This window comes from Thalassobacillus sp. CUG 92003 (genome assembly GCF_013618635.1).
Taxonomy (GTDB): Bacteria; Bacillota; Bacilli; order Bacillales; family Halobacillaceae; genus CUG-92003.
Genome location: NZ_JABLSJ010000002.1, coordinates 96,974 through 121,977 on the forward strand (window position 1 = coordinate 96,974; position 25,004 = coordinate 121,977).

General features: G+C 42.7%; 27 protein-coding genes. 18 read left to right on the forward strand and 9 right to left on the reverse strand.

Translation table 11 applies throughout. The features are described 5' to 3' along the window. The first annotated feature begins 16 nt into the window (after nt 1-16). Together HOP45_RS03170 and HOP45_RS03175 are read left to right on the forward strand one after the other, a co-directional pair. On the forward strand, nt 17-739 hold the full coding sequence (locus HOP45_RS03170; protein WP_181347460.1) for a 3-ketoacyl-ACP reductase: 723 nt from the start codon (nt 17-19) through the stop codon (nt 737-739). Nucleotides 740-997: 258 nt separating this feature from the next. Further along, nucleotides 998-1,201, forward strand: a complete 204-nt coding sequence (locus HOP45_RS03175; protein ID WP_181347461.1) for a hypothetical protein — start codon at nt 998-1,000, stop codon at nt 1,199-1,201. A 132-nt stretch (nt 1,202-1,333) separates the two neighbouring features. Here the strand turns inward: HOP45_RS03175 and HOP45_RS03180 are convergent, their stop codons facing one another. Genes HOP45_RS03180 through HOP45_RS03195 form a run of 4 tightly spaced genes read right to left on the reverse strand, consistent with a single transcriptional unit; the run spans nt 1,334 to nt 4,146 of the window. Beyond that, nucleotides 1,334-2,056 (reverse strand): ABC transporter ATP-binding protein, encoded by a 723-nt coding sequence (locus tag HOP45_RS03180; RefSeq protein ID WP_181347462.1) that lies wholly within the window; start codon nt 2,054-2,056, stop codon nt 1,334-1,336. 2 nt (nt 2,057-2,058) lie between these two features. Beyond that, a complete protein-coding gene (locus HOP45_RS03185) occupies nt 2,059-3,126 on the reverse strand; it encodes an ABC transporter permease (RefSeq protein ID WP_181347463.1) in 1,068 nt (355 codons plus the stop codon). 20 nt (nt 3,127-3,146) lie between these two features. After that, nucleotides 3,147-3,803 carry a permease prefix domain 1-containing protein gene (locus tag HOP45_RS03190; protein ID WP_181347464.1) on the reverse strand — a complete coding sequence of 219 codons (657 nt, stop codon included), beginning with the start codon at nt 3,801-3,803 and terminating at the stop codon, nt 3,147-3,149. Further along, nucleotides 3,787-4,146: a PadR family transcriptional regulator gene (locus HOP45_RS03195; RefSeq protein WP_181347465.1), complete on the reverse strand. Its 360-nt coding sequence runs from the start codon at nt 4,144-4,146 to the stop codon at nt 3,787-3,789. The genes HOP45_RS03190 and HOP45_RS03195 overlap by 17 nt, the downstream gene beginning before the upstream one ends. 294 nt (nt 4,147-4,440) lie before the next feature. Between HOP45_RS03195 and HOP45_RS03200 the strand changes: the two genes are divergently transcribed. After that, a complete protein-coding gene (locus HOP45_RS03200; protein ID WP_181347466.1) occupies nt 4,441-5,280 on the forward strand; it encodes an aldo/keto reductase in 840 nt (279 codons plus the stop codon). A 344-nt stretch (nt 5,281-5,624) separates the two neighbouring features. Continuing rightward, complete coding sequence (locus HOP45_RS03205) at nt 5,625-6,554, forward strand: aldo/keto reductase (protein ID WP_181347467.1); 930 nt, start codon at nt 5,625-5,627, stop codon at nt 6,552-6,554. A 329-nt stretch (nt 6,555-6,883) separates the two neighbouring features. On the opposite strand, the gene HOP45_RS03210 is transcribed toward HOP45_RS03205, so the two are convergent. Then, nucleotides 6,884-7,048 carry a hypothetical protein gene (locus HOP45_RS03210; protein ID WP_181347468.1) on the reverse strand — a complete coding sequence of 55 codons (165 nt, stop codon included), beginning with the start codon at nt 7,046-7,048 and terminating at the stop codon, nt 6,884-6,886. 170 nt (nt 7,049-7,218) lie between these two features. On the opposite strand from HOP45_RS03210, the gene HOP45_RS03215 reads away from it, so the two are divergent. After that, the gene (locus HOP45_RS03215; protein ID WP_181347469.1) at nt 7,219-7,404 is read left to right on the forward strand and encodes a hypothetical protein; all 186 of its coding nucleotides are present in this window, start codon (nt 7,219-7,221) and stop codon (nt 7,402-7,404) included. Between the two features lie 270 nt (nt 7,405-7,674). Next, complete coding sequence (gene sda / locus HOP45_RS03220) at nt 7,675-7,794, forward strand: sporulation histidine kinase inhibitor Sda (RefSeq protein ID WP_370457939.1); 120 nt, start codon at nt 7,675-7,677, stop codon at nt 7,792-7,794. Nucleotides 7,795-8,000: 206 nt separating this feature from the next. On the opposite strand, the gene HOP45_RS03225 is transcribed toward sda, so the two are convergent. Continuing rightward, a complete protein-coding gene (locus HOP45_RS03225) occupies nt 8,001-8,627 on the reverse strand; it encodes a superoxide dismutase family protein (RefSeq protein WP_181347470.1) in 627 nt (208 codons plus the stop codon). A gap of 363 nt (nt 8,628-8,990) precedes the next feature. Between HOP45_RS03225 and HOP45_RS03230 the strand changes: the two genes are divergently transcribed. Together HOP45_RS03230 and HOP45_RS03235 are read left to right on the forward strand one after the other, a co-directional pair. Further along, a complete protein-coding gene (locus HOP45_RS03230) occupies nt 8,991-10,415 on the forward strand; it encodes a YfcC family protein (protein ID WP_181347471.1) in 1,425 nt (474 codons plus the stop codon). 18 nt (nt 10,416-10,433) lie between these two features. Further along, complete coding sequence (locus HOP45_RS03235) at nt 10,434-11,720, forward strand: M20 family metallo-hydrolase (protein ID WP_181347472.1); 1,287 nt, start codon at nt 10,434-10,436, stop codon at nt 11,718-11,720. Nucleotide 11,721: 1 nt separating this feature from the next. Here the strand turns inward: HOP45_RS03235 and HOP45_RS03240 are convergent, their stop codons facing one another. Beyond that, nucleotides 11,722-13,662, reverse strand: coding sequence for an LTA synthase family protein (locus tag HOP45_RS03240; RefSeq protein ID WP_181347473.1), 1,941 nt, complete (start codon nt 13,660-13,662; stop codon nt 11,722-11,724). A gap of 258 nt (nt 13,663-13,920) precedes the next feature. On the opposite strand from HOP45_RS03240, the gene HOP45_RS03245 reads away from it, so the two are divergent. The 6 genes from HOP45_RS03245 (at nt 13,921) to HOP45_RS03270 (ending at nt 20,766) form a co-directional block, all read left to right on the forward strand. After that, nucleotides 13,921-15,702, forward strand: a complete 1,782-nt coding sequence (locus tag HOP45_RS03245) for a S9 family peptidase (RefSeq protein WP_181347474.1) — start codon at nt 13,921-13,923, stop codon at nt 15,700-15,702. Between the two features lie 164 nt (nt 15,703-15,866). After that, nucleotides 15,867-16,310, forward strand: a complete 444-nt coding sequence (locus HOP45_RS03250) for a prepilin-type N-terminal cleavage/methylation domain-containing protein (protein WP_181347475.1) — start codon at nt 15,867-15,869, stop codon at nt 16,308-16,310. Beyond that, the gene (locus HOP45_RS03255; RefSeq protein WP_181347476.1) at nt 16,307-16,729 is read left to right on the forward strand and encodes a PilW family protein; all 423 of its coding nucleotides are present in this window, start codon (nt 16,307-16,309) and stop codon (nt 16,727-16,729) included. The genes HOP45_RS03250 and HOP45_RS03255 overlap by 4 nt, the downstream gene beginning before the upstream one ends. Before the next feature lie 5 nt (nt 16,730-16,734). Further along, nucleotides 16,735-18,195: a DUF7305 domain-containing protein gene (locus HOP45_RS03260; RefSeq protein WP_181347477.1), complete on the forward strand. Its 1,461-nt coding sequence runs from the start codon at nt 16,735-16,737 to the stop codon at nt 18,193-18,195. A 765-nt stretch (nt 18,196-18,960) separates the two neighbouring features. Continuing rightward, nucleotides 18,961-20,145: a ParM/StbA family protein gene (locus HOP45_RS03265; protein ID WP_181347478.1), complete on the forward strand. Its 1,185-nt coding sequence runs from the start codon at nt 18,961-18,963 to the stop codon at nt 20,143-20,145. Between the two features lie 9 nt (nt 20,146-20,154). Then, nucleotides 20,155-20,766 (forward strand): hypothetical protein, encoded by a 612-nt coding sequence (locus HOP45_RS03270; RefSeq protein ID WP_181347479.1) that lies wholly within the window; start codon nt 20,155-20,157, stop codon nt 20,764-20,766. A 58-nt stretch (nt 20,767-20,824) separates the two neighbouring features. Here HOP45_RS03270 and HOP45_RS03275 read toward each other — a convergent pair whose 3' ends face one another. Further along, nucleotides 20,825-21,061 carry a hypothetical protein gene (locus tag HOP45_RS03275; protein WP_181347480.1) on the reverse strand — a complete coding sequence of 79 codons (237 nt, stop codon included), beginning with the start codon at nt 21,059-21,061 and terminating at the stop codon, nt 20,825-20,827. Nucleotides 21,062-21,266: 205 nt separating this feature from the next. Next, complete coding sequence (locus tag HOP45_RS03280) at nt 21,267-21,518, reverse strand: DNA alkylation repair protein (protein ID WP_181347481.1); 252 nt, start codon at nt 21,516-21,518, stop codon at nt 21,267-21,269. Nucleotides 21,519-21,667: 149 nt separating this feature from the next. On the opposite strand from HOP45_RS03280, the gene HOP45_RS03285 reads away from it, so the two are divergent. The 4 genes from HOP45_RS03285 to HOP45_RS03300 all read left to right on the forward strand — a co-directional run bounded on the left by HOP45_RS03285 (nt 21,668) and on the right by HOP45_RS03300 (nt 24,958). Beyond that, nucleotides 21,668-22,318 (forward strand): DsbA family oxidoreductase, encoded by a 651-nt coding sequence (locus HOP45_RS03285; protein WP_181347482.1) that lies wholly within the window; start codon nt 21,668-21,670, stop codon nt 22,316-22,318. A 304-nt stretch (nt 22,319-22,622) separates the two neighbouring features. After that, on the forward strand, nt 22,623-23,447 hold the full coding sequence (locus HOP45_RS03290; RefSeq protein ID WP_181347483.1) for a glutamine ABC transporter substrate-binding protein: 825 nt from the start codon (nt 22,623-22,625) through the stop codon (nt 23,445-23,447). A 129-nt stretch (nt 23,448-23,576) separates the two neighbouring features. Continuing rightward, the gene (locus HOP45_RS03295; protein WP_181347484.1) at nt 23,577-24,233 is read left to right on the forward strand and encodes an amino acid ABC transporter permease; all 657 of its coding nucleotides are present in this window, start codon (nt 23,577-23,579) and stop codon (nt 24,231-24,233) included. 2 nt (nt 24,234-24,235) lie between these two features. Next, complete coding sequence (locus HOP45_RS03300) at nt 24,236-24,958, forward strand: amino acid ABC transporter ATP-binding protein (protein ID WP_181347782.1); 723 nt, start codon at nt 24,236-24,238, stop codon at nt 24,956-24,958. Nucleotides 24,959-25,004: the final 46 nt, after the last annotated feature.

Sequence of the window (25,004 nt, forward strand, 5' to 3'; positions counted from 1 at the left end):
GGAAGGAGTCGATAGCATGGGACAATCACTGAAAGGTAAAGTCGCCATTGTAACAGGCGCAGGAAGAGGAATAGGGCGGGCTACAGCTTTAGCCCTGGCTGAAGAAGGCGTCCATGTCGGTTTGCTTGCCAGGACAGAATCACACGTGCAGGAGGTTGCTTCTGAAGTAGAAGCCTACGGTGTCCAGACCGCTTATGCGGCTGCTGATGTGTCGTCGCTAGAACAAGTGGAACAAGCCATTGAATACTTGAACAGCAAATTGGGCAGCACAAACATCTTAATCAATAACGCGGGCATCGGAAAATCGAAATCATTCCTCGATTTTGAACCAGACGAATGGAGGCAGGTCCTTGATGTCAATTTAACGGGGGTATTTTATGTCACGCGCACCGTGCTGCCTCAGCTGATCGATCAAAATGGCGGTGACATCATCAACATATCCTCAATGTCTGGTTTGCGTGGCACTCCAGGTTCAAGTGCTTACAGTGCCTCCAAGTTCGGATTACTTGGACTGACAGAATCGCTCGCCCAGGAAGTGCGCACCCACAACATTCGTGTGTCCGCCTTGACGCCAAGCAAGGTGATCACGGATTTGACGTCGACCGGAAACGAAACAGAGGAAGACAAAGAAAAGTTCATGCAGCCGGAAGATTTGGCCGAATATATGGTCTCCCAATTGAAACTGCATCCACGCATATTCATTAAATCATCCGCACAGTGGGCTACAAACCCATTTTAATCCTCAAGCCACCCCTTGAGGATTTTTTCTTTGAACCAAAAAAATGATGACAATCTATCCAGGAAACTCCATATATGAAGAATTTCACTTATATTTCAAGCAGGAGAATCACCTGATTATGTAGTAATTAATACAACACAGTTCTATTTATCTGGATCTTTGTCTTCCGTCGTGATGTCACTCAATTCCAGTTTCTGAAAGATCAGGACGGGAAATTCTAGAAACGAAACTATACGATACTGGGGGGGGGGCAAAAACATGGCAGAAGTATCTTCAATGAAGCAAGCCGTTGAGGTGTTACGTAAGAAAGGTCTTTCCAATAGGGAAATCTTGAGTAACGTGGATAACAGCCATTTTCCGTTTGAAGATGAAGAAGTCGTCATGGCTTTTATTGATTTACAAATCGAATGTTCCTCTGATGAAGATTTTGACAAAGTAGTAGCGTATTTATATGGCTTTTGAGTTAGAAGAATAATAGATGGTGATTCCGTAATCTAGATGAATAACTGAATGTATTGTATGATTGAAAAAAGAGAAGTGCGTCAACACTTCTCTTTATCACTTTCTTTAGAGTGATTTTTTCCAATTTCCACCTTATGTCTGGCAAGGCGTAGGGTGGTTCTTTATTTGTGATGATTTATCTTCAATCAGCTTCCCGTCTTCGATATGCAAGACGCGGTCACATACATCCAGCATTCTTTCATCATGGGTCACCATAATGGCCGCTTTCCTTCTCGATTTCACTTCATCGGCTATTTTTTCAACGACCGTTCTGCCGCGTTCGTAGTCTAGACTTGCTGTCGGTTCGTCAGCGAGAATGATGTTCGGATTATTCATAAAGGCTCTTCCTATCGCAACCCTCTGCTTTTCTCCTCCTGATAGACTGTTGGGATAGTTGTTCAATCGATGCTGTAATCCTAACTCCTGGACTAATTCGTTCATTTTACTTAAGTTCGCTCTTTTGTTTGTATGATTGAACTTTCCCACTAACAGAAGCTGATTCTTAACCGTCAAGTAAGGAATCAAATTCGGTGACTGAAAAATGAATCCGATGTTACTGGCGCGTGTTGCTGTTAATTGGGCTGGTTTGAAATCCGAGATATCTTCCCCATCTAAGACAACTTTTCCATTCGTTGGCGTTAATAAGGCACCGATCACTGATAGCAACGTACTTTTTCCAGAACCGGACGGACCGATGATGGCCACGAATTCTCCTTCTTTCACGGCTAATGAAATATCGTCTAAGACGGTGAGGGTGCGATCGCCATCTGGAAAGGACTTCGAAATGTGCTGTAATGTGAGGGTTTCTTTAAGCATGTTTATTCACTCCTCCCGATTGCTTCTAATGGATCAATTTTCGTTACTTTATATAAGGAAAGAAGCGATCCTGCTAAGTTCAAAATGATGAATAAAGCACCTGTTCCGAGTACCAGAGAGACGGATGCTTGAAAAGGGATCCCTTCAGGCAGAACCTGCGCCATTCCTGCAACCGCTAAGACACTGACAGATAAGCTGATTAGGGTAAGAAGCAGCACCTGTGTGACAATGCTCGTCGATATATAAGATGTTGTGGCTCCCATAGCTTTTAAAATGCCGAACTGATTTGTTTTCTGGATGGTAAGAACATAGAAAAATACCGTGGAAACAAAGGCGGAAATGATGAACATAAATGCTTTCATCACATTGAAGGAACCTTGTGTTTCAGAATATCCAGGCATGGACTGGACAATTTCATCATTTGTGGAAGTATCGTAGCCTTTAATATCCATCTTTGGGCCGTTATAGACAATAGCGTTATACATAATCTCACTGCCTTGTGTCGGTTGGAATTCGGAATCGATATCGGAATAGACGACTGGAAGAAAGGAATAGGTTTGATTTTCGATAAAACCTGCGATCGTCATCGTCTCTCCAGTACTTTCATCGACGAGTTGATCGTTCAATTCATAGCCATCTTCTTTAAAGCTTTTATTCACTAATACTTCCTTGTCGGTTATATCACTGATGTTCTTTCCTTCCGTGATGTTTAGGTCACCATAGTGTTCTGGATCGACGGAAAAATAAATCATATCCGTATCCTTTTGATTGGTTTTTCCAGCAATGGTCGACATCGTCAACGCAAGTGGTGAGGTAGGTTCTTCTAGCGAATTGCTGATCTCTTTGAGCTGTTCCTTAGACAATTCGGAATTGATGACCGCTCCTTCTGCTTCTTTGTTCGTCACTATATAATCGCCCTTGATTTTTTGTAAAGAAGAGCTGTCAGCAAACGATAAACCATTAGCAAGCCCTGTCATGAAAAATACTAAGAACAAAATCGAAATCATGATCAGACTCAGTAAAATATACCGAAGCTTAGCCCGCTTCATTTCTTTTAAAGCTAAAAACATTTGGTTGCTACCCCCGTCGTTTATTTTTTTCGATCTGTTCCTTTAGAAAAGAGCAGGCCTAGGAGCAGTCCCAGCCCGATAATGAAAAACATCATGAATGAGCTGATCGCTACAAATACTTCGCCGGTAGCCGAACCGGAAATGAAGCCGACATACATGCTGAATAATAGGATTCCTATTGCTACGGCGTATAATAGGGCTCTAATTTTATTCATCGCATACTTGGCAGCTGTTTCTCGTGTTAAAACACTATAGGTGATGAGCGCTCCGCCTACCACAATGAAAATAGCTGGCCCGAACACAGCCTCGCCCGGAATTGGCATGAAAAATAGCATGGTCGACGTCAACGCACCGAATACAGCGATGAGAATCCCTACGATTAAGCCTGCGGTGGAAATACGTGAGGCCATCGATTTATAAACGGCCTTCTTCGTATGGTCCTCGCCAATTTGCCGCATATCCTCCTTCAGTCCGCTCAAATCTCCCATCGAATTGATAGCAGTTTTAACTGCTTCATCCTCGGTTTTTCCTGCCTTTTCGTAATCTCTTACTTTCTCTTTAAGATTCATCATCAGTTCTTCTTTCAACTCAAATAATTGCTGGCTTTCTCCGATTCCGGCAAACTCCCGGTCGAGGTAATTCCTGATTTGTTTATCTGCCTTATTCTTTTGTTTCATTTAGATTGATTCCTCCTCCGATCAATTTGTTTAAGATGTCCTGGGCGAATTCCCAATCTTTCTTATTTTGTTCAAACCGTTCGATTCCTTCATCGGTAATCCGGTAATACTTGCGCCGCCCTCCTTGAGTTTCATCTCCCCAATAGGAAGCTATGAATCCCTCTTTCTCCAACCGCCGAAAAGCGGTGTACAGTGTTGCTTCCTTCAGTTCATACTGCCCCTCGCTCAGCTCAAGAATCGTTTTGTAAATTTCATAGCCATAGCTGTCGTGCTGATGAAGAATGTTCAAAACGATAGAATCTGTATGGCCGCGAATGAGGTCTGTAGAAATTTTCTTTGCCAATGGAACATCACCTCCTTGATAATAATGTATAACATATTACTGTGTGTGTCAAAGTAATATGTCACAAAAATAAAATACAGACGAGTATGGCCAGGTTCCATGTGATAAAGGCTTGATGAAAAAAAGACTATGGAAACAGCACAGATGATCTGTACCTTTAGATAGAAAAACCACGGCACTCATATTCACAAGAGCCTCTTGACGTATAGCTGACAAATCAGTGAAAGTTCAATGAGTTTGAAGTGAATTCTTTGAGTGGTAATCTTAAATTAGCATAGGAAGGAGTGAGTAGTTATGAGTTCAATTCCAGAAATCACCCTTAATGATGGTCTAACGTTGCCAGCGATCGGTTTTGGTACCTATAAACTGAATGGGCAAGAAGGTGCCAATGCCATCACCAGTGCCATTGATACAGGTTATCGACTCATTGATACGGCTTATAATTATGAAAATGAAGGCACGGTTGGTAAAGCCATTCAGCGAACGTCTGTTCCCAGGGAAGAATTAAGAGTTGCTTCCAAGTTGCCCGGCCGTTATCACTCGTATGATAAAGCTGTGACTACGATCCAAGAATCCTTGTACCGTGCAAATCTCGATTATTATGATTTGTATCTTATTCATTGGCCCAACCCAAAACAAGATATCTATGTAGAAGCATGGGAGGCACTGATTGACGCTAAAAAATGGGGGCTTATCCGTTCGATTGGTGTCTGTAATTTTTTGCCTGAACATATGGAACGTTTAGAGAAGGAAACCGGTACGAAGCCAAGCATCAACCAAGTAGAGCTACATCCATTTTTCAATCAGGAAGAACAAAGAATATGGCACGAAGAAAAGAACATTAAAACAGAATCCTGGAGTCCATTAGCCCGAGCAAGTGAGGTTATAGAAAATGAAACCATTGGATCGATTGCTCAGGATCACAATAAGACGATTTCCCAAGTTATTTTAAGATGGCATTATCAACTCGGGTCGATCCCTATTCCCAAATCGTCATCTCCTCAGCGTCAGCTGGAAAACATTTCGATCTTTGATTTTTCTCTAAGTGACAACGAAATGAGCAGGATAGCTGAATTAACGCATCCAGATGGCAGAATTCAAGATCAAAACCCTGCGACATATGAAGAATTTTAATCTTAGTTTCCCAGCACCAGTCAGGCACCCTTAGGTATTAGGGGGAGACAACTGAAGAACTGAAACGTTTGAGTTATGTATCATAATAAAGAAGCCGATTTGGATGGTTGCATCGTTCACCTCGGCTTCTTCTATAATGTCCTGGAGTTATCTGGGCTCTCACTCTTTCAAGAGCTTTCGTATTCGTTATAGTGACGGGGAATATTGCCACCGCTTACACGTCAGCTTTGATTTTAATTAATCTATCAAAGAAGCTGTCATTTCACATGTGGATTTGGAATTGTTTTCCGTTAAATTGAACGTGGTAAACACTTGAATAGAGTGATAGAAAAGGAGTTGGAAACATGGAGAAAATGACACGTCTAGGAAAGTCTGATTTAGTGGTCAACCCTGTAGGGCTCGGAACCAATGCGGTTGGCGGTCATAATATTTATCCGAATTTAGACGAAGAAGCAGGTAAAGATGTCGTCCGAACAGCCATTGAGCAGGGAGTGAACTTTTTAGATACGGCCTTTATTTATGGTCCGGAACGATCAGAGGAACTGGTCGGTCAAGTTGTGAAGGAGTATATGCGCGATGACATCGTTCTTGCTACAAAAGGTGCTCACCAATTTGAAGCAGAAGATGTGGTGATCAACAATTCCCCTTCTTTCTTGAAGAAGGCTGTGGAGGATAGTCTTCGGCGTTTAGGTACAGATTATATTGATTTATTCTATATCCATTTTCCAGATGACGTGACATCGAAGGACGAAGCGGTTGGTGCTTTGAAAGAATTAAGAGACGAAGGTAAAATACGCACGATTGGAGTCTCGAATTTTTCTGTTCAACAATTGAAAGAAGCCAATAAAGATGGATATGTAGATGTAGTTCAAGGAGAATATAATTTGTTCAAGCGTGAAGCAGAGAATGAAATGCTTCCATATACAGCCGAGAAGGGGATAACGTTCGTCCCTTATTTCCCTTTTGCATCAGGCTTATTAGCTGGTAAATATGATGAAAACACCACATTCGATGATTTCAGAGCAAAGAACCCTCTTTTTCAGGGGGAAGAATTTAAGCTGAATCTAGCTAAAGTCAATCAGTTGAGACCAATCGCTGAAGAAAAAGGAGTCGATGTTCCTCATATCGTTTTAGCCTGGTATTTGAATCAGCCATCGATTGATGCCGTCATCCCCGGGGCGAAACGGACCCAGCAGGTAGTTGACAATTTGAAAACACTGGATGTTGACTTGTCAGATAAAGAGATTTCAAATATTGATGATCTATTTTCTTAATGAAGAAGCGTTTTTGATGTCTGAGCCTACCGCTAAGCAGCGGGACTCAGGCATTTTTATTTGTGATGACGAGGGGGGGATTGGAAGATAAATCCACACTGAATGGAGAACTTCATGTAGTCCTAGACTACAAAGAACCCTAAACAATGCCTATTGGAATCGTTTAGGGCTGCGTAAATTGTTTACGAGATATCAATTCTTACATCAATCTTAGAGATGTTAGAAGTAAGTTTATGAGTAATTAGGTAGCGATTATCAACTGGCTTTGCTCCATTTGTAAGCAACTTGTTGTTAGTTATAGTCGTTTCGCTCGATTATGCGTCGATCCATCAATGACGTTCAACCGAGCGGAGGTTATCGTAAATCATCTTAAGTTCGGAGACCGGCATGTCAGAAGGTTTACGCCCATTAATATCCTCATAATAACCAGAACGTTCCAGCGCACGAATATAAAATTCACGCTGATCCTCCACGGCTTTTCTTAATTGATTCATCTTCTCCCTCCTTAAAGGTAAAGCTGACGGCAATATGTCTGCGTTGTTCATCTATATGTAGGAAGCCGCCAGTATCATGCTAGTATAGGCAGCATTGAACGCATTTAAACGTCATTCATCACCTTACTGTATAGATGTGCATATCTTAATACGGTGAAGGAGGTGGGAGCATGCAGGAGATTTTCACGTATTTCGCAGCGATGCTTGCTGGATACTTTTTATTGCAATTGCCTTTAGGCGGTACATTCTTGGAGAGTTTCAGTTCTGCCATCGATGTCGTTGGAATTATTACTGTAGCCGTATTTGCTGTCATGTTGGTTTACAAAGGGTTACTTATGCTTTTGGGCAAAGGGTAACATCCGGATGTGATCCTCCTATTTATACGAGGTAAAAATTGAGTTAAGACGTAAATCGATGAAAATCCCCTTGTTTAGCAAGGGGATTTTCATGTTCCGTATTATTTTTTGTATAGGCTGAATCGTTCATTAATCGATAAGTTGGGAAACATATATATAAACTGCTTGTTTAAAACAGGTCTAAAGTCTCATGTAATGTCCTCATCTTTTGGTAGAATTGTTAAATGGAAAGCGAAACGTTTGCTTTACTTTTTAAGGAGTTGAAACATAGTGGCATTGTTAGATGACAACACATTGTTAAAAACGTACCTTGAGGCTTTGAATTTAAAATTAGACAACAAATTCGTGAATTTATTGCGTGCTGAACTCAACAAAAGAGCGATACTATAAAAACCATACGCAACTCGTGAGCGTTACTGAACATGAATGCATGCAGTAACGCTTTTTGTTTCTATGGCCTGGATCGATTCTGCCATGCCAGCCTTGAGTTGTGGTGAATTTATAATCGTTTTAAAAACAGAAAAGACCTGAAAACCTTGACGTTTTCAGGTCTTTTTATTCGTTTATGGCTATTTTGAAATGTAGGAGCGCTTTGACTATTCGCTGATCGTTCCGCAAGCGATTCTAGAGCCAGCAGCGCCAGAAGGTTGGGATTGTTTGTCATCAGCCTTTTCGTGAATCACAAGGGCTGTCCCGTCTGAGCCCAGCAATGAATTATCTTCACCACTTGTAAGCGTCACTTTATCGGCCGTGATTTCTTTTTGAATGGTGCCGTCTTCATTGACTTCAATGTTCGGGAGGTCTCCCGCGTGTGGCCCGTCTTCATGCTCGGTTCCGTGACTGGCATTAGTTGGGTTGAAGTGACCTCCTGCTGATTTAAAATCGGGTGTTTCACACATGCCGGTTTCATGAATATGAAAACCATGTTGGCCCGGTGGTAAGTCACTGGCTTCTAAATTGATTGCAACGCCGCTTTCCTGCTGCTCTAACTTGGCAGTACCTACTTGTTCCCCTTCAGTGTTCTGAAGCTTAACGGTTACCATATCGGAACTTGATTGCTCCTGTTCGCCAGACTCACTGTTGGTCTCGGTGTTCTCGTCTTCATTCATGCTTGTCTCCTCATTGTTTCCTTCAGTATCATTGCCTTCCTCGCTGTCGCTTCCGCATGCACTTAATACAAGAACCAGGCCTAAGACCGCCACTAAATAGAACCAACGCTTCATACTATCTCTCCTAACTGAAGTTTGATGATGTTATTCATCAACGTTCACAAGGCAAAGGTCGGATTAAACCCGATCTCAAAAGATTTGTTCTTTGGTCCTATGTGTACGGCAAAACCAGCACCTATGAGAGGTATCTACGCTTATTTTGTTCCGAAATATTGCATCTGATAACCCTCATTGAGGACGACAAAAATTTAAAAAAGTCATTACCAATTTTGCATAAAAATACAAATAATCAAGCTGAATTGCCTACTATCAATCAACACGTGCATTCGCTATAATCGAAGTTATAGAAGTATTAATCTGATTGAACCTTTTTGTGTGATGTATATTTATAATTCTATATAAGGAGAGTGATGAACCATGGGCAAGGATCAAGAACCCGTCATCGATGGCGAGCATAAACGAAAGGAAAAAGTACCTCATATTTATGTCATCCTGTTTGGCATGATTGTCTTAGCCTCACTTGCTACGTATTTCGTTCCCTCAGGCACGTTCGAAAGGGAAACCAATGAGAGTGGAGCTGAGATCCTGCAGCCTGGAACGTTTAACTTTACGGACGCAGCTCCAATTGGAATCATGGACTTCATGCTTGCTATTCCTGAAGGGCTGATCCAATCGGTGGAAATCATTTTTGGTATTATGATGATTGGCGGAATGTTCGCCGTCATTGAAAGGACCGGGGTTATCGATCTTGGCGTCGATAAATTAGCCCGCAGCTTTGCGAATAAAGGGTTATGGATCGTGCCGACACTTATGATCCCCTTTTGTATCTTTACGACCATTACAGGACAAGTTGAGCTTAGTTTAGTTTACTTACCCGCTATTTTACCTCTTATATTAAAATTAGGATTCGATAAGGTTACGGCGGCAGGCATTGTGCTTGTTTCGACAATTGCGGGATTTGCCATTGCGTTAACTGTGCCAGCCAACCTGGGGACCGCTCAACAAATTGCTGAATTACCCTTTTATTCCGGTATCGGGTACCGCTTAATTATTCTCATCATTATTTTATCTATTGGAATCATCTATGTATGGCGATATGCCAAGAAAGTTCTTGAGAACCCGGAACACAGTATCGTTTATGGCGAGCAAAGCGATGTGGTGCCTGAGGATGTGCCAGAAACGCCGAAAAAAGCGACGCGAAGGCAATTAGCCACCTCTTTTACGTTACTCATTTTCTTCGGCATCCTTATTTATGGCTTATTGAATTTTGGCTGGTATTTCCGGGAACTCACCGGCCTCTATGCGTTGATCGGTATTGTAACCGGCCTGGTGGCAGGTCTCAGACCAAGTATGATTGCCGAGTCGTTCAATGAAGGGTTCAAACGCATATTGTTAGGCGCGATTGTCGTTGGTATTGCGCGTGGCGTAGCAGTGGTATTGGAAGAAGGACAGATCATGGATACCATCATTTATGGGTTCGGTGAATTGGTCGGCATGATTCCGGACTCGATGACAGCCGTATTTATGATGATTGTGCAAGGATTACTGAACTTCCTCATTCCCTCCGGAAGTGGACAGGCGATGGTCTCTATGCCGATTATGACCGGGCTGGCCGATTTGTCAGGTGTGACAAGGCAGACAGCTGTGCTTGCCTTTTTAATGGGGGATGGTTTCTCTAATATCTTTTATCCAACATCGGGATACTTTATGGCCACGTTAGCTATCGGAGGATTACGATGGGAAAAGTGGATCAAGTTCATCTTCCCGCTATTAATCATATGGTATGGCCTGGCCGTCGTGTTTTTGATTATCGCGCAATTCATTGATTACGGTCCGCTATAAATAGAAGGGGATGTTGATATGACAGTAAAGGATTTGCAGCAGCGTCTCATGACTGCTTATGATACATCACTAAATGGTTCAGGCGTAAGCGGGGAGCGGTTAGCTTCTCGTTTAGCTGCCTTAGCTCAAATCGGCTGGACAGGCGATGGCGGTTCTCGGCGGCTTGGTTTTTCCTCTGAAGAACGGGAAGCCAAAGACCTTGTGAAACAGTGGATGGAAAATGCAGGGCTTCATGTAAGCGAGGACGGGGCAGGAAATATCTTTGGTCGTCTGAATGGAGGATCGGATGATGAACCGGTCGTTATGTCAGGCTCTCATGTGGACACGGTTCCCAATGGCGGTCATTTTGACGGGGTACTCGGGGTATTATGTGCACTCGAAGTCGTGGAAGCATGGAACGAAACGGGATTTACGCCGGATTATCCGTTTGAAGTCGCTGTATTCACTGATGAAGAAGGCTCCCGGTTTAAAAAAGGGTTTACAGGCAGCGAGGCGATGGTAGGGGACCTGGATGTCTCTCATATGGCAACGTTGACTGATGGAGAAGGTTTGACATTTGAGGAAGTTTTGGAACAAGCTGGACTGACAAAGACTGGGCTGCTTGAAGCCAGCCGTGAAGGTGAAATCAGGGCATTTATGGAAGTCCACATTGAACAAGGGAAGCAATTGGAAAAAGCCCAGCAACCCGTTGGTATCGTTTCGGGAATTGCCGGGCCATCCTGGGTTGAGCTTTCTTTCAAAGGCGTGGCAGGTCACGCCGGTAAAACCCCGATGCATGATCGTCATGATGCGCTTGTCATGGCGAGTGAATTTATACGCGATATTCCTTCTTTCCCGGAACAGGTCAGCTCGACCGCTGTGGCTACCGTGGGCAAGCTTGAGGTCATCCCGAATGGCGTAAATGTGATTCCTGGCGAGGTTAAATTATATGTTGATGTTCGCGACATCAACGAAGGTGCCAGAGACGAGCTCGTCACGATGATTACCGGCCATGCCGAACACATTGCCAAGCAGCATGGCATGAGTGTGCACTACAAAGTTAACACGCGTATTAAGCCTGTACCTGTTGATGAAACGTTGACTCAATACGTGGTGAGTGCTGTTGAGCAAGCGGATATAAAGCCGATTAAATTGCCGAGCGGAGCCGCACACGACGCCATGATCATAGGACGACATATCCCGGTGGCAATGCTTTTTGTCAGAAGCAGGGACGGGATCAGCCATAACCCGGAAGAATGGTCGTCGTTGAATGATTGTGTGATGGCTGTTCACGTCCTCAAGCGAGCATTGGAGCACATGAAATAGATTATTGTTCTTTTTGGAAGAGGTGTCGATAGTAATCCGTATCTAATATCTTCGTTGAATAGTAAAATTTATTATCGATCATAGCTGATATCGTTTTCACATAGTCTTCTTCCACTGAAGCTTTTTCATGAGCTGTGAATTCCCCAGTTGCGGCGTTATAACGCCCTTTATCCGTGATGAAGCTTTTATTTAGAAACGTGACGAGAGGAGCGGAATCCGAGAAAATGTCGCGGCCCATCAAAAGGCGAGAATCATATTCCAGCCCAAGCAAATTCGACAGGGTAGGGATAATATCTAAACTGGAAGCTGGTTTGTCGATGGTTACAGGTTCCATGCCGTCAGCATATAAAAGGAACGGACTTTTATACAGTTCAAAGTTTTTCTCGACTTCGTGCCCGGCTAGTTCATTGATGGTTTTATCGTCTAATCCGTAAGGGAAGTGATCTGCGCTCATGGCGATTAATGTTTTATCTGCTATTCCAGCTTCTTTAAGCTTGGCAAGTAAGTGTTCCAACGCTTTATCGAGCTCGACTTGGGTGGCCAAGTAAGCTTTGGCTTGATCCGAATATGGCAAATGATCGACAGCTTGTTTATTTTTCGACGCCATATTATTTCCGGGGAAATTGTACTGCATATGACCACTGACCGTCATGTAATACGTGTGGAAGGGCTGGTTGTCGATATATGACGGGATGGTTTTCTCCATCATTTCCAAATCGGAGGCAGGCCAGCTTTCCTTGATTTCCAGACCATTGCCTACCCCTTTATAGTCGTAGCCCATATTAGGATGGGAGACGTCCCGGTTGTAATAATCATAGGTATGATTATGGTAGGCTGTCGTTTTATAGCCGAGCTTTTTAAGCTGATTACCCATGGCAAAGGGCATATGGTTATCGCCGGACTGAAAGTAACTCCACACGCCTTTTTTAGGTATCAGCCCCGTGGTCGCGACATACTCGCCGTCTGAGGTACTCACTTCCCAGGAAGGATTGTAGAAATTGGTGAAATGATACCCTTCGTTGACCATTTTATATAAGGTCGGGGTAACATCCTGATGAACGGCATACGGCGAAAAACTTTCAGCTGTGATAAAGATCAGGTTGTACCCTTCATATTTTCCGGTGTAGCTATTTTTGGCTGTAGGCTCGACTTGACTGAAATACTGATGCATCCGTTTTAAGGTTTTATTGGTTTCGTTGGCTTGCAGCGTCTTAAAATCGATGTCCATGGTTTGATAATCTTTTTCTTCTTCTTTTTCAAATGAAGGCGAAGGCAGCGAAGACGGGGAATCGGTCAGGTTGGGAGACCAGCCGAAAGTCAAACGTTGCAAATCTAACCGCATGGTGGTGATCAACCCCAGCCGTTCAGCTGAAAGGATAGGATAACTGCTATTAAAGTAAAGGTCATAGGCTGAATGCTGCTCTTTTCCGTTTAAATTGACTAAAACGAGCGCAAAGGCGTGGGAAACCAGCATGAAACATATCAGCAAAGCCTGAGTGTGGTGCGGCCATTCAGCAAAGTTCAGCCGGTTTTTACCCCATTTTGCTAATAGGATCATAGGCAGGAACAGTAATAACAGCCAGAATGATTGTTTTAATATCGTCATTAGGATGTCCTGCCAGAAGTCTAGAATTTGAGTAGCGTTACCGGCAGAATACACGCTGTAGAACGTGCGAAAAAATGTATAATAGATGAGCTGGGAAGAAAATAGAACCCCGCCGAGTGCTAAGATTCCCAGCGACAGTTTATAGGTTGTCTCAGCTTTAAAAAAGCTGAGAATCACAAATAAAAAGGCAACGATAGATAGCGAAAATAACAAGGAAATAAGAAATCCCATTGAAACGATCGTTGCTGTGGTAACGGCTCTTAATACAACTTCCATGAACAATAGAGAAGCAAAGAAATACAAACATAATGATAATGATCGACATGCTTGTTTCATATGTAAGCTCATCCTTTCTTCATACATCTTATTCACTGTGATAAGGAGGTATGCAGTAGGGTGAGCTTCTTATTTATGGTATTTGTTCCCCGTGGTGACTACGAAAATTTCATAATTCATTGCAGTTTCTCTTTCCAATTTCTACAAATTTCTAGAAATTGGTGACGAGAGATAGGGATTGGTCAGGTTCATCACGAATAATAACTAGAGCCGCAAACGAGTGGCAAAAATAGTCATTTATATAGGAGGACCGAGTCCATGCTGAATTTTTCACATCCGGATGTTGAGAATTTTTTTCAAACGTTCGGCATTCAAACGTTTGCAATAAGCCCTGACGAGTCTCAGCTTGTTTTCAGTACAAATTTGAACGGTAAGTATAATCTGTGGGCGATGGATTTGCCCAATGCTTTTCCTTACCCCTTAAGCTTTATGAATCAGAGTTGTTCGGAACTTACATACGAAAAGAACGGACGCTTTTTAATCGCTATCATGGATCATGATGGGGACGAGAACGGTCAAATTTATGCTTTACCACCTCAAGGAGGCGAAGTGAAGCCTGTTCGTACGAAAGCAGACAGTCGCCATATGGGGCCAGTCTTATCCAAGGATGGCTCTAAGATTTACTATACTTCCAACAAAGATGATGCCACGTTTTTAAAATCATACTGTTATGATGTGGAGACAGACCACGAAGACGTGGTGCTTCACGGCAGCGGGGCTGCGACAAGTTTGTTGAAATTCAGTCCTGATGAAAAGAGTTTCATCTACGGGAAACACTTCGCGAACACGTATGCACTTGCCTATGTGAATTATAACAATGAAGAATTGCTTTTGACCCCTGAGGCACTGCCGCAGCATACGGTATCCGATGCCGTGTTCGTGTCAGATACTGAGATTTATATGATCACGAATTACGAAGCAGACTTCTCCTATTTGGCCAAATTTGATCTCAATACTCGGCAATTCCATAAGGTATGGGCGAACGAAGGGGAGGACTTTAACGGTCTCGAATATGACAAAGCCAACCATTCGTTATATATCACCACAGAATACGGTGTAAAGGAACGCCTGCACTATTATGATTTGGCACGTGAAGAAGCGCAAACACTGGATATCCCCACGCGAGTAATTGATCAATTGACTGTAGCAGACTCGGGAAACGTGTACGTGTTAGGAAATGCACCAACGCAACCGCAGAACATTTATAAACGTGATGCCCAAGGATGGTCGCGGGTGACGAATTTTGGTGTTCCGGGTGTTAAAGCAGAAGACATGGTAGAACCTGAAATTCTTCATTATAACTCTTTTGATGACCTGACGATTGAAGCTTTATTCTACCGTGCTAAACCCGAAGCAAGTAATGGCCACGTCATCCTATGGCCGCACGGAGGTCCTCAGGCTGCTGAACGTGAAGACTTTCGTGCGCTATTTCAGTTTCTCGTTCACCGGGGCTACAGTATTTTTGCGCCAAACTTCCGGGGATCCACGGGTTATGGCCTAGCGTTTACGAAAATGATAGAAGGCGATTGGGGGCATGGCCCGCGCCTGGATAACATAGAAGGATTGAACTGGCTGATTAAGCAGGGATACGCTGACAAGGAGAAGATTCTATTATTAGGGGGCAGTTACGGAGGATACATGGCCTTGTTGCTTCATGGGCGACACCCCGAGTATTTCAAGGCTGTCGTGGACATTTTCGGCCCTTGTAACTTATTCAGTTTCATCGAGTCAGTACCTGAACATTGGAAACCGGTTATGACACAATGGGTGGGGGATCCGGTGGCAGATAAAGACAAACTGACCACAGATTCGCCTATTCATTATCTTGATTCCATGACTAAACCGATGCTGGTGATTCAAGGGGCCAAAGATCCTCGCGTCGTCCAGGCTGAATCAGATCAAATTGTTGAAGCTCTACGCAATAAAGGAAGAGACGTTGAGTACACGGTTTTAGAAGACGAAGGACATGGGTTTTCCAAAAAAGATAATGAGATTAAGGTATATCGACAAGTGCTTGATTTTTTTGACCGATATATATAACATCAGTTTTTCGAGTATCAGGGGTGTGACGCTCCTGATACTTTTTTTATGTTTTAGTGTCGAATCATTAACAATTCAACCTACATTTTCATTTATTTATGGTAAAATGGAACTAAATGATTAGCATTTAACGTATGACACTTAGTATAAAAGGGTGAGAGGATATGGTGGCGACAATAAAAAATCTAGCCTCAAATCGAGGATTTACATTGATCGAAGTCTTAGCCTCGATTGTCATTATGACCATAATCATTACAATCTTTTTCACCCTGTTTACCCAGTCAGCTCGGACAACTCATCAGTCTGAGTCCATCATCAACGCCACGTATACTGCTCAGCAGGAGATGGAGAACATCTACCATCTCAGTGAGTCGATGACAGTGAGCGACGGGTTTGCTCATATGGAGGACAACGGATACGCGATTGCTAACCCAGGAGAGGCCTACATACTCACGCATGATAAGCACGGTTTCCATGTGCGTATTGAAATCGAACGTCGGTCTGAGGATGCTTTAAATCAAGTACGTGTAAAGGTTTTCGAAAATTCCTCTGAAGAAGCTTTAGAAGCTCAAATGGAGACGATCGTAACATGGAGGGTTAGCGATTGAAACAGTGGCTGTATAATCAAAGAGGCATGACCCTTGTTGAACTACTTGCGGCTTTAGCGGTCATGACGATTGTGCTTCTCCTAATGGGGAGTCTCTCATTGTTTGGTCAAAAACAGTTTATGAGCCAAACAAACAGTGTGGAAGATCAAGCCAATGTGCGTCATGCTGTCAGCTTTCTTACGAAAGAAATACGAGGTGCCGAGTCTGTTTCTGTGGATGATCACGTGTTGTCCATTGATAACGACAATTATCAGTTGATAGATGGAGAGATAGTGAGAGATTCGACTACGGTCGCGCAGTCTATTAAAACATTCCATGTGGTTAAATCGAGCAATGAGATTAAGATAAACATCACAGGTGCTTCACAACATGATGGTGATGGGAAATCTTTGTCTACGGTAATTTATCTAAGGGAGTAGGCTTAATGATGAAGTGGGGCTATCTGAATCGGCCACAATTGAATAATGAGCACGGCATGACGCTAGTGCTTGTCCTGCTGGTACTTACTGTCTTGTCCATATTAGGGATGGGTTTATTGGGCGTTGTCATGAATAATGCCCAAATGAGTTCCGGAGAACGGGATTACCAATCGACCTACTATATTGCAGAAGCGGGAATCACGAAACGCTTCCAGGAAGTGAAATCAGAGGTTCAAGATGCTTATGAATCGACCTCGTCAGAATCTGATTTCTACCGTGAACTCGAATCTGCTATGTTGATTGAGACCTCGTTGGATACCTTTGAAGCGGCTTTCGGGGAACAACCGAAAGCTGACATGAAGGTGGAAAAATTGAATCAATCAAATCCGCGCCAGTATAGGATGACATCTGAGGGCATGATTGATAACCGTTCCCGTACGGTTGAACGAACATTTGAAGTAGGGTGGGCCCCTAAGCGCCAATTTAGTGTACCTGAGCACATGTCTGTGTTTACGGAGACGACGATTGATTTATCAGGTGGGGCTACCATAACGGGAAATCTTGGTACCAATTCTGCCGCTGCTCGATCAATCCGGTTGGATGGCGGGGCCCGTATTAATGATGGGGATATATACGTTCCAGAAGGCTCCGAACGCGATGCGGTGGATGCCCCAGATTGGATGGATGTTCCTCCCACTATTGCTATGGGATCGCCATCTGAGTTGAAGCTTCCTCCGTTCCCTGTGTATCCGAACTATGAACCGTTACCAGATCAACGCTGGAATGATTATCACGTAATAGAAGATGGCAATCTCAAGATCGATAGTTGGAAGTCCAATGGGTACACGTTAAATTTAGAACGCAATGCTTCTCTTTCAGAGATTATTCTGACGAGTAACCGTAAACTTACCATTGATACAGGTAATAACGATAAAGCGATCGTTGTGGATGATTTGAATGTGCAAAATGGCCACATTAATCTAGCAGGCTCTGGGAAACTGACGGTATATGTGAATGGTGAGATCAATATGGGTGCCGGAAGTGATATCAATAACGGCGGTAACATTGAGGATCTGCAAATCTACTTGAAGTCTTCACAAATGTCGAATAGCTTGAACCTCTCCGGAAGCCAGAAGATCTTCGGTTCCTTATATGCAGAAGATGCTGACATTACATTGTCTGGTGGGGGAGGGTTTCAAGGTCATATATTTACTGGCGGCAGCAATTTCACAATCAATGGGGGTGCGAGGGCATACGCTTCGTTACTATTTGCCCCCCATGCTGATTTTTCGATTAGCGGCGGTGGCTCAGTCGATGGATCTGTTATTGCCCATCAATTTTCGGCCAGTGGCGGTGCGCGTGTAAAGTACGAAGAAGAAGATATGGATATCCCATTTGACCCAGGTGGCGGCAGCACTGAGCCTGAAGAGTTGATTGACGCCGAGCCTATCAGAGAAGCACCTTAGTCAATGTTTTACATTTTATTTTCTCTCTCCCTCTTTTTGGCTCCCTTTACTTAACTTTAAATTTCGTTTTGCGGAAGGGGGCTCAATCTTCCACGGGTCTATCACTCCTCCACCCTCTATTATCATTGGAGTTTCGCCATCTCTAACGCTTTTGTGAAGAGAGCATATATGTGCTTTTACGGATTTAATACGTTTTTTTCTATCCTCTTAGCTAGGTATCTCTATTCTTTCCTTTCCTCCTCTTTTTCGATTGCCTGTTATTGTAACCTATTGTTTCTGTAGTTACCCTCCTTTAATCCCTTCTTTCTTTTTTTTATCTCCAATAAAACTACTATGCTAATTCCCGGACTAACTTTTAACCCTTAATTCAAACTCCCGGACTAAGTCTGGTTGATTTTTCTAACTTAGCTTGAATAACTGGTTATTATAGTTTAGTTGGGTGAAGAACACCCTTTCTATTCACATAGGTGATTATATTATCATGGTCTTTTAGACTTTATTAAGCGTGAACCTCAATGTGTACACATTTGTGTACATGATTACAATTTGAACACTGTGTGTACACAAATAAGAACACAAGTACACAATAACGTGTACATACTGTTATAACAACATGTATGCAAATTTGTACACAAGAACACAAAAACGAAAACATGTATGCGTTAAAGAATACATCAAATGGCACATTGACTATGAAAGATTTGTTTAATATGTTGTTAATAGTAAATCTAGTAAATTACTTCATAAAAGAAGGGGAGCTGTATCATGACAAATTCAAGAATAGCAGCTGTTGATGTGGGAAATGATTCATTAAAAGCGAATTTCGGGAAAATGGAATCCGAGTTATACATTCCGAACGTCATCGCACGTGATGTAGAAGATAGACCGGTCATTGGAATTGAAGAATTGGATGAAAAGGACCCGATTGATAATATACATATTCGGGTTCATTCCCCTGCATTAAAAGAAAACAATGCCATCTACCGTGTTGGTAATCTAGCTACTAAAGCTCATAACTCTACCGAACTTGATCCTGGCAGCGGAAAGTCCGAAGAAGACCAAACGTTAGTCATGTTGTTCGCTTCATTAGCGTTAGATGCCGTAAGCAATGAAGTTGGGACAAAATCGAACAAAAATAAGCAGAATATGATCGATGCGAATTATACGCTCGGCACAGGTTTACCGCTTCGTGAAGTAAAAGAAGGTAAAGATGTAGGTTACCGCTCGCAACTACTCGGGTCTGTACACCAAGTTGAGTTCCTCGTAACACCTCGCTATCAGGGTAAGAAAGTGAATATTAAGTTTGATGAAGTGAAAGTCTACCCTGAAGGTTTCGCGGCGTTTATTAATCTTGTGATGGACAATGATTTGAATATTATCAATAAAGATTTAATCGATCGACAAATCCTGATCCAGGATATCGGGGGTCTATCGACAGATATTGCCGTTATTCGTAATCGAAATGTTGATGATGACAAAGCGCAAGGTTTCAATTTGGGTGTGGCTGAATCGTTAGAGGCCATTCGTGAAGAAATCTACACAAAACATGGAGTGGAGCTAGACAGCAGACGTGATGTCGTGGATATTATCACGCGTAATAATGATCGCCACCATATTATGGTGAAAGGAAGCCGGACAAGCGTTCATGATATTACGGATCGCATTTTGCTGGAACTGGCTAAAAAGCAATATCGTCATCTCAGGAACGTATGGCAGCGAAACTCTCAATCTGAAATCTGCTATTTCGTTGGCGGGGGATCAGCCGTGTTAAAAGATTATCTGAAATCCCTCAACAATAATCTAGACGGGTTCAACATTGAATTTTTCGAGGATTCAGGGGAGAGTATTTGGATGATGGCGAATGCCTACTACAAATTGATCTCTGATTTCATCGCGAAGTCAGAAAAAGCAGAGAAAAAGGAAGAGCAAAAAGTATCTTCATCGAAATAAGGTGATTGTATGAGTGAATCTAAAAAAATGATCGAACGAGGCCAATCCATTACATTCAGAATCCCGTCTGACACACCTGATCACTTACTAAAAGAATTGCAGAAGCTGAAAGAGACAGAGCGGCGGAACTTTTCAAGTCAAATTGCTCAATTTGTGCTGCAAGGCGTGCATGATCATCTTGGAAAAGAAAGAGAAACCGTGACGGTCCCCTTACCGAGGCAGCTCACAAAGGAACAGCGCAATTGGATCAAACATGAGCATTCCGAGGCTCTGATTGGCAGCATCGTCCACCAATTATTAATGGACCCGGTCCGGGCTACAACGCTGCTTGCGTCATTGAATAGCAATGCATACGACATCGATGAAGCGCTCTATCTTCAAGAGGAAACAGCAGCTACCCAGACGGTCCAGCAGGATGATCAAGTCGAGACGGAGGCCGCTTCGCCTATTAAAACTCAACATCACGATGAAGAACAGGCAAGTCAGCAACAGGACAACGATTTGGATGACATCAATCTAGCTTCCTTACAAGATGATCTTCGCTCTCATGATGAAGATGAAAACAAGGCAGAAGACGATGACGATTTGCTCGGAGATTTCTTGTCGAGTATGAATAAATAAGCCAAAAAAGCCCGCCCCTACACAGTAGAAGAGGTGGGCTTTTTGATTGTTGAGTCATTTAAAAAATAAAAATCGCGACCAACGTCACTGTTATAATAAAAGTAATAAGATAAATGATTGATAACATCCGAATGCTTGAATTTTTTTTATTATAGGAAGCCTGCAAACTGGCAAGATCGTCTTCCGTGGAGTTACCTTGGCCTTCACTTTTATTGATCTCTTTGCCAATGTATATCGTCCCGATTAAAGCAATCACACACACGGCCACCGCCACTGTAACTAAGATGGGGTACATGGACATGTCCCTCCTCATCAATTAGGGTTCACTTGTTATTATATGAGATAATACGTGAGAATGAAATTAGAAGCTCTGAGGGAAAATAGTCTAACCTTACGTAAGTCAATGGTTGAGAAATAGCCCACACGGAGTGGCAACGTAACAAAAAGTCGAGTATAAATTGATTATACTCGACTCGTTTGCTTCACGGTGCGCTGTACGACTAATTTCTGTTGCTTTGTTCACCGAATTTGATAAAGGTCATCTCATCTTCAATCAACCCACACGCCCCACATTGAACTTTACGTTCAGGACCACGGTAGTCCATATGAAACGCATCAAGGTTATCACTGGTGTATTCGTTCATGACCTCGCCTGATTGGGGATCCAATTTAACAAATGTAGGCACTTGTGCAATGATATTAAATCTGGAGCGGTTCGTTTTGCAGCTGGGACATAAATAAGGATTTGTCATTGTGTCACCTCCACAGTATAGGTTTTCCAATTATCCATCTATTATCCAATTCAGGGCCTGAATCGATTAAGCACAATCGTTGCTATTTTTAAGCGAGTTGCTGATAATGTCTGGTGAAATCAATTTATACGCTAAGGAGGATGTGCCAAGTGAATGTTGAGGTTTGGTCGGATATCGTTTGTCCATTCTGCTATATTGGTAAAAGAAGATTTGAGTCTGCGCTTGAACAGTATGAAGGTCGTGAAAACGTAACGATCATTTTTAAAAGTTTCCAGTTGGATCCTAACGCCAAAAAAGAGGCGGGTCAGGACATTCACCAACGATTGGCTACAAAATATGGTGTAAGTTATGAAGAAGGCAAAAATATGAATCATCAAATGGCAGAGCAAGCGAAAGAAGAAGGGTTAGATTATCACTTCGACACAATTGTGCCTACGAACACATTAGATGCTCATAGGTTAACCCATTACGCCAAAGCTCATGGCAAAATGAATGAGATGACAGAACGGCTTATGAAAGCCTATTTCACGGACTCCCTTGATATTGGCGATCATGATACCCTTGTGGACTTGGCAGAAAGTGTCGGATTGGATAAGCAAGCTTCTCGAAACATACTGGAGGCAAGTACGTATGAACAGAATGTCATCGGGGAGCAGCAAGAAGGTGCGGAGCTTGGTGTCCAAGGAGTGCCATTTTTTGTGTTTAACCGGAAATACGCTGTTTCCGGAGCGCAATCGCCGGATACATTCTTAGATGTTCTTCATAAGGTTGAACAAGAAGACAAGGGAACTGAGCAATAAAAAAGCAGAGTCAACACTTTGTCGCTTCTCGTTTTATTACGCTAAATCTACTTCTTAAAACACATTTAATAGGCAAATCAGCTGAAACTTTCCCAAAAAATGGGGAAGTTTTTTTGTATTGTGACGAAATAAATGGAATCACCAGTAATATTAATCAAATAGGTGTATTTCTTAGGAATATGAAGGAAACTTTTATAGAACAAATAAAAATGAGAGCAAATGACATTATATAGATAATTCAGAATATTTCTATTAGGGGGAAATTTTGAGATAATGAATCTCATAACTAAAAGGGGGAAATAGAATGTTTAGTAGAAAAGGATTTGGATTCATTTTAATGATTTTAACATTATCCATGCTGTTAGCTGCTTGTGGCTCCAGTGATGACGAGGGGTCAGGCGACACGAATGGTTCTGATGGCGGCGACGGTGATAGCGAAAATTCAGAAGCTTATACAGTAGCTACTGATAACAACTTCGTCCCGTTTGAATTTTTAAATGAGGACACGGGAGAAATGGAAGGCTTTGATATGGATTTGATCCGTGCCATTGCGGATGAAGCCGGGTTCGAAGTAAATATTGAATCGATGAAATTTGATGGGGTCGTAACCGGTATGCAATCATCCCGATACGATATTGGTATCGCCGGTATGACCATTACGGATGAAAGAGCAGAAACGATTGATTTCTCTGATCCATATTATGATGCTGGTTTAATACTGGCTGTACAAGCTGACGAAGAAGAGATTCAGTCTGAAGATGATTTAGCTGGCAAGGTCGTAGCGACACGTTCAGGTACAACAAGTGAAACATATTTAAGTGAAAATCATCCGGATGCAGAAGTGGAAACGTTCCCGGGTATTGTGGAAGCATACATGGATTTGCAGGCAGGTCGTGTTGATGCGGTCATGTATGATGTGCCTAACGTGCAGTATTACGTGAATAATGACGCTAAAGGCGAATTGAAAACAGTAGGAGAGGTTTTACAAGGTGAGCAATACGGCATTGCCTTCCCTAAAGGTTCTGAACTCGTAGAAGATGTCAATGAAGCGCTAGCTACATTGAAAGAGAACGGGACCTATGATGATATCTACGAAGAATGGTTTGGTGAGCGTCCAACAGAATCATAACTCTATACCCAACTAGTGAATGAGTGTTCAAATAAAAGCGTGGCAAGTTTAGAGCTTGTTACGCTTTTAACTTGAGAACATCCACACATATCAGGATAAGGTGTACAACATACAAGGAGCGATTACGACATGGAGTTTTTGACGGAATCTCACTATTACAGGGTTATGCCCTTTTTATTTGAAGGTCTCGTTTATACGTTAATGATTACGATTGCTGGTCTTTTGATCGGTTTTGTGCTAGGGGCAATATTCGGGCTCGCCCGGCTGACTAAAAATAAATTTATCTACGGTATAGCCAGCATTTATGTAGAAGTTGTGCGCGGGACACCGATCTTAGCGCAAATCTTATTCATTTACTTTGGTTTGCCGGATTTGCTGGAATGGAATATTGATAAAGTGACGGCGTCTATTATTGCTATTGCTTTGAACGCAGGAGCTTATATCGCCGAAATAGTACGTGGAGCCGTGTATTCGATTGATAAAGGGCAGTCAGAAGCAGGGCGTTCGATTGGATTGAACAAATCACAAACGATGCGGTACATCATTTGGCCTCAAGCTTTCAGACGTATGATTCCGCCGTTAGGCAACCAATTTATCATCAGCTTGAAAGATACGTCACTATTCTCAGTTATTGCTGTAAGTGAGCTGCTTTATATGGGTCAGCAATATTATGGAACCACTTTTGCTGCCTTTGAGGCTTTGACGATGGTATGTGTGCTTTACTTGTGTATTACCATCCCAACTTCACTGTATCTGAGAAAGGTTGAAAGGAGATTGGATGTCTAATGATGATCACCGTGAAAGATTTGCACAAGTCCTTTGGTAAAAACGAAGTATTAAAAGGAATAGACTTAGAAGTGGAAGAACAGGAAGTCGTTTGTGTCATCGGCCCTTCAGGTTCCGGAAAAAGTACGTTTTTACGGTGCATGAATTTGTTGGAGGAAGTCACCTCTGGCGATGTATATATCGAAGGGGATAATTTAACAGACCCGAAAGTCAATATAAATGAAGTGCGGTCACGAGTGGGCATGGTATTCCAGCATTTCAATCTCTTTCCGCATATGACCGTGTTAGAAAATATAACCATCGGACCTAAGAAAATCAAAGGCCACAGTAAAGAAAAAGCTGAAGAAGAAGCCCGCCCCTTATTGGATAGGGTTGGCTTACAAGATAAAGCAGATGTTTACCCCGAGAGTTTATCGGGAGGGCAAAAACAGCGGGTTGCCATTGCCCGGTCTCTTGCAATGAACCCGAAAATCATGCTATTTGACGAGCCCACTTCCGCGCTTGACCCCGAATTAGTGGGCGATGTGCTTGCAGTTATGAAAGATTTAGCCCAGGAAGGCATGACCATGGTCGTGGTCACACACGAAATGGGCTTTGCCAAAGAAGTAGGGGATCGTGTCCTCTTCATGGATGAAGGGGTGGTTATGGAAGAAGATACACCTGAAAATTTATTTGATAACCCGCAAAACCCAAGAACACAAGAATTCTTAAGTAAGGTACTCTAATATTTATAAAAGCCTTCCCACTATCAGGGGAGGCTTTTATAAATGG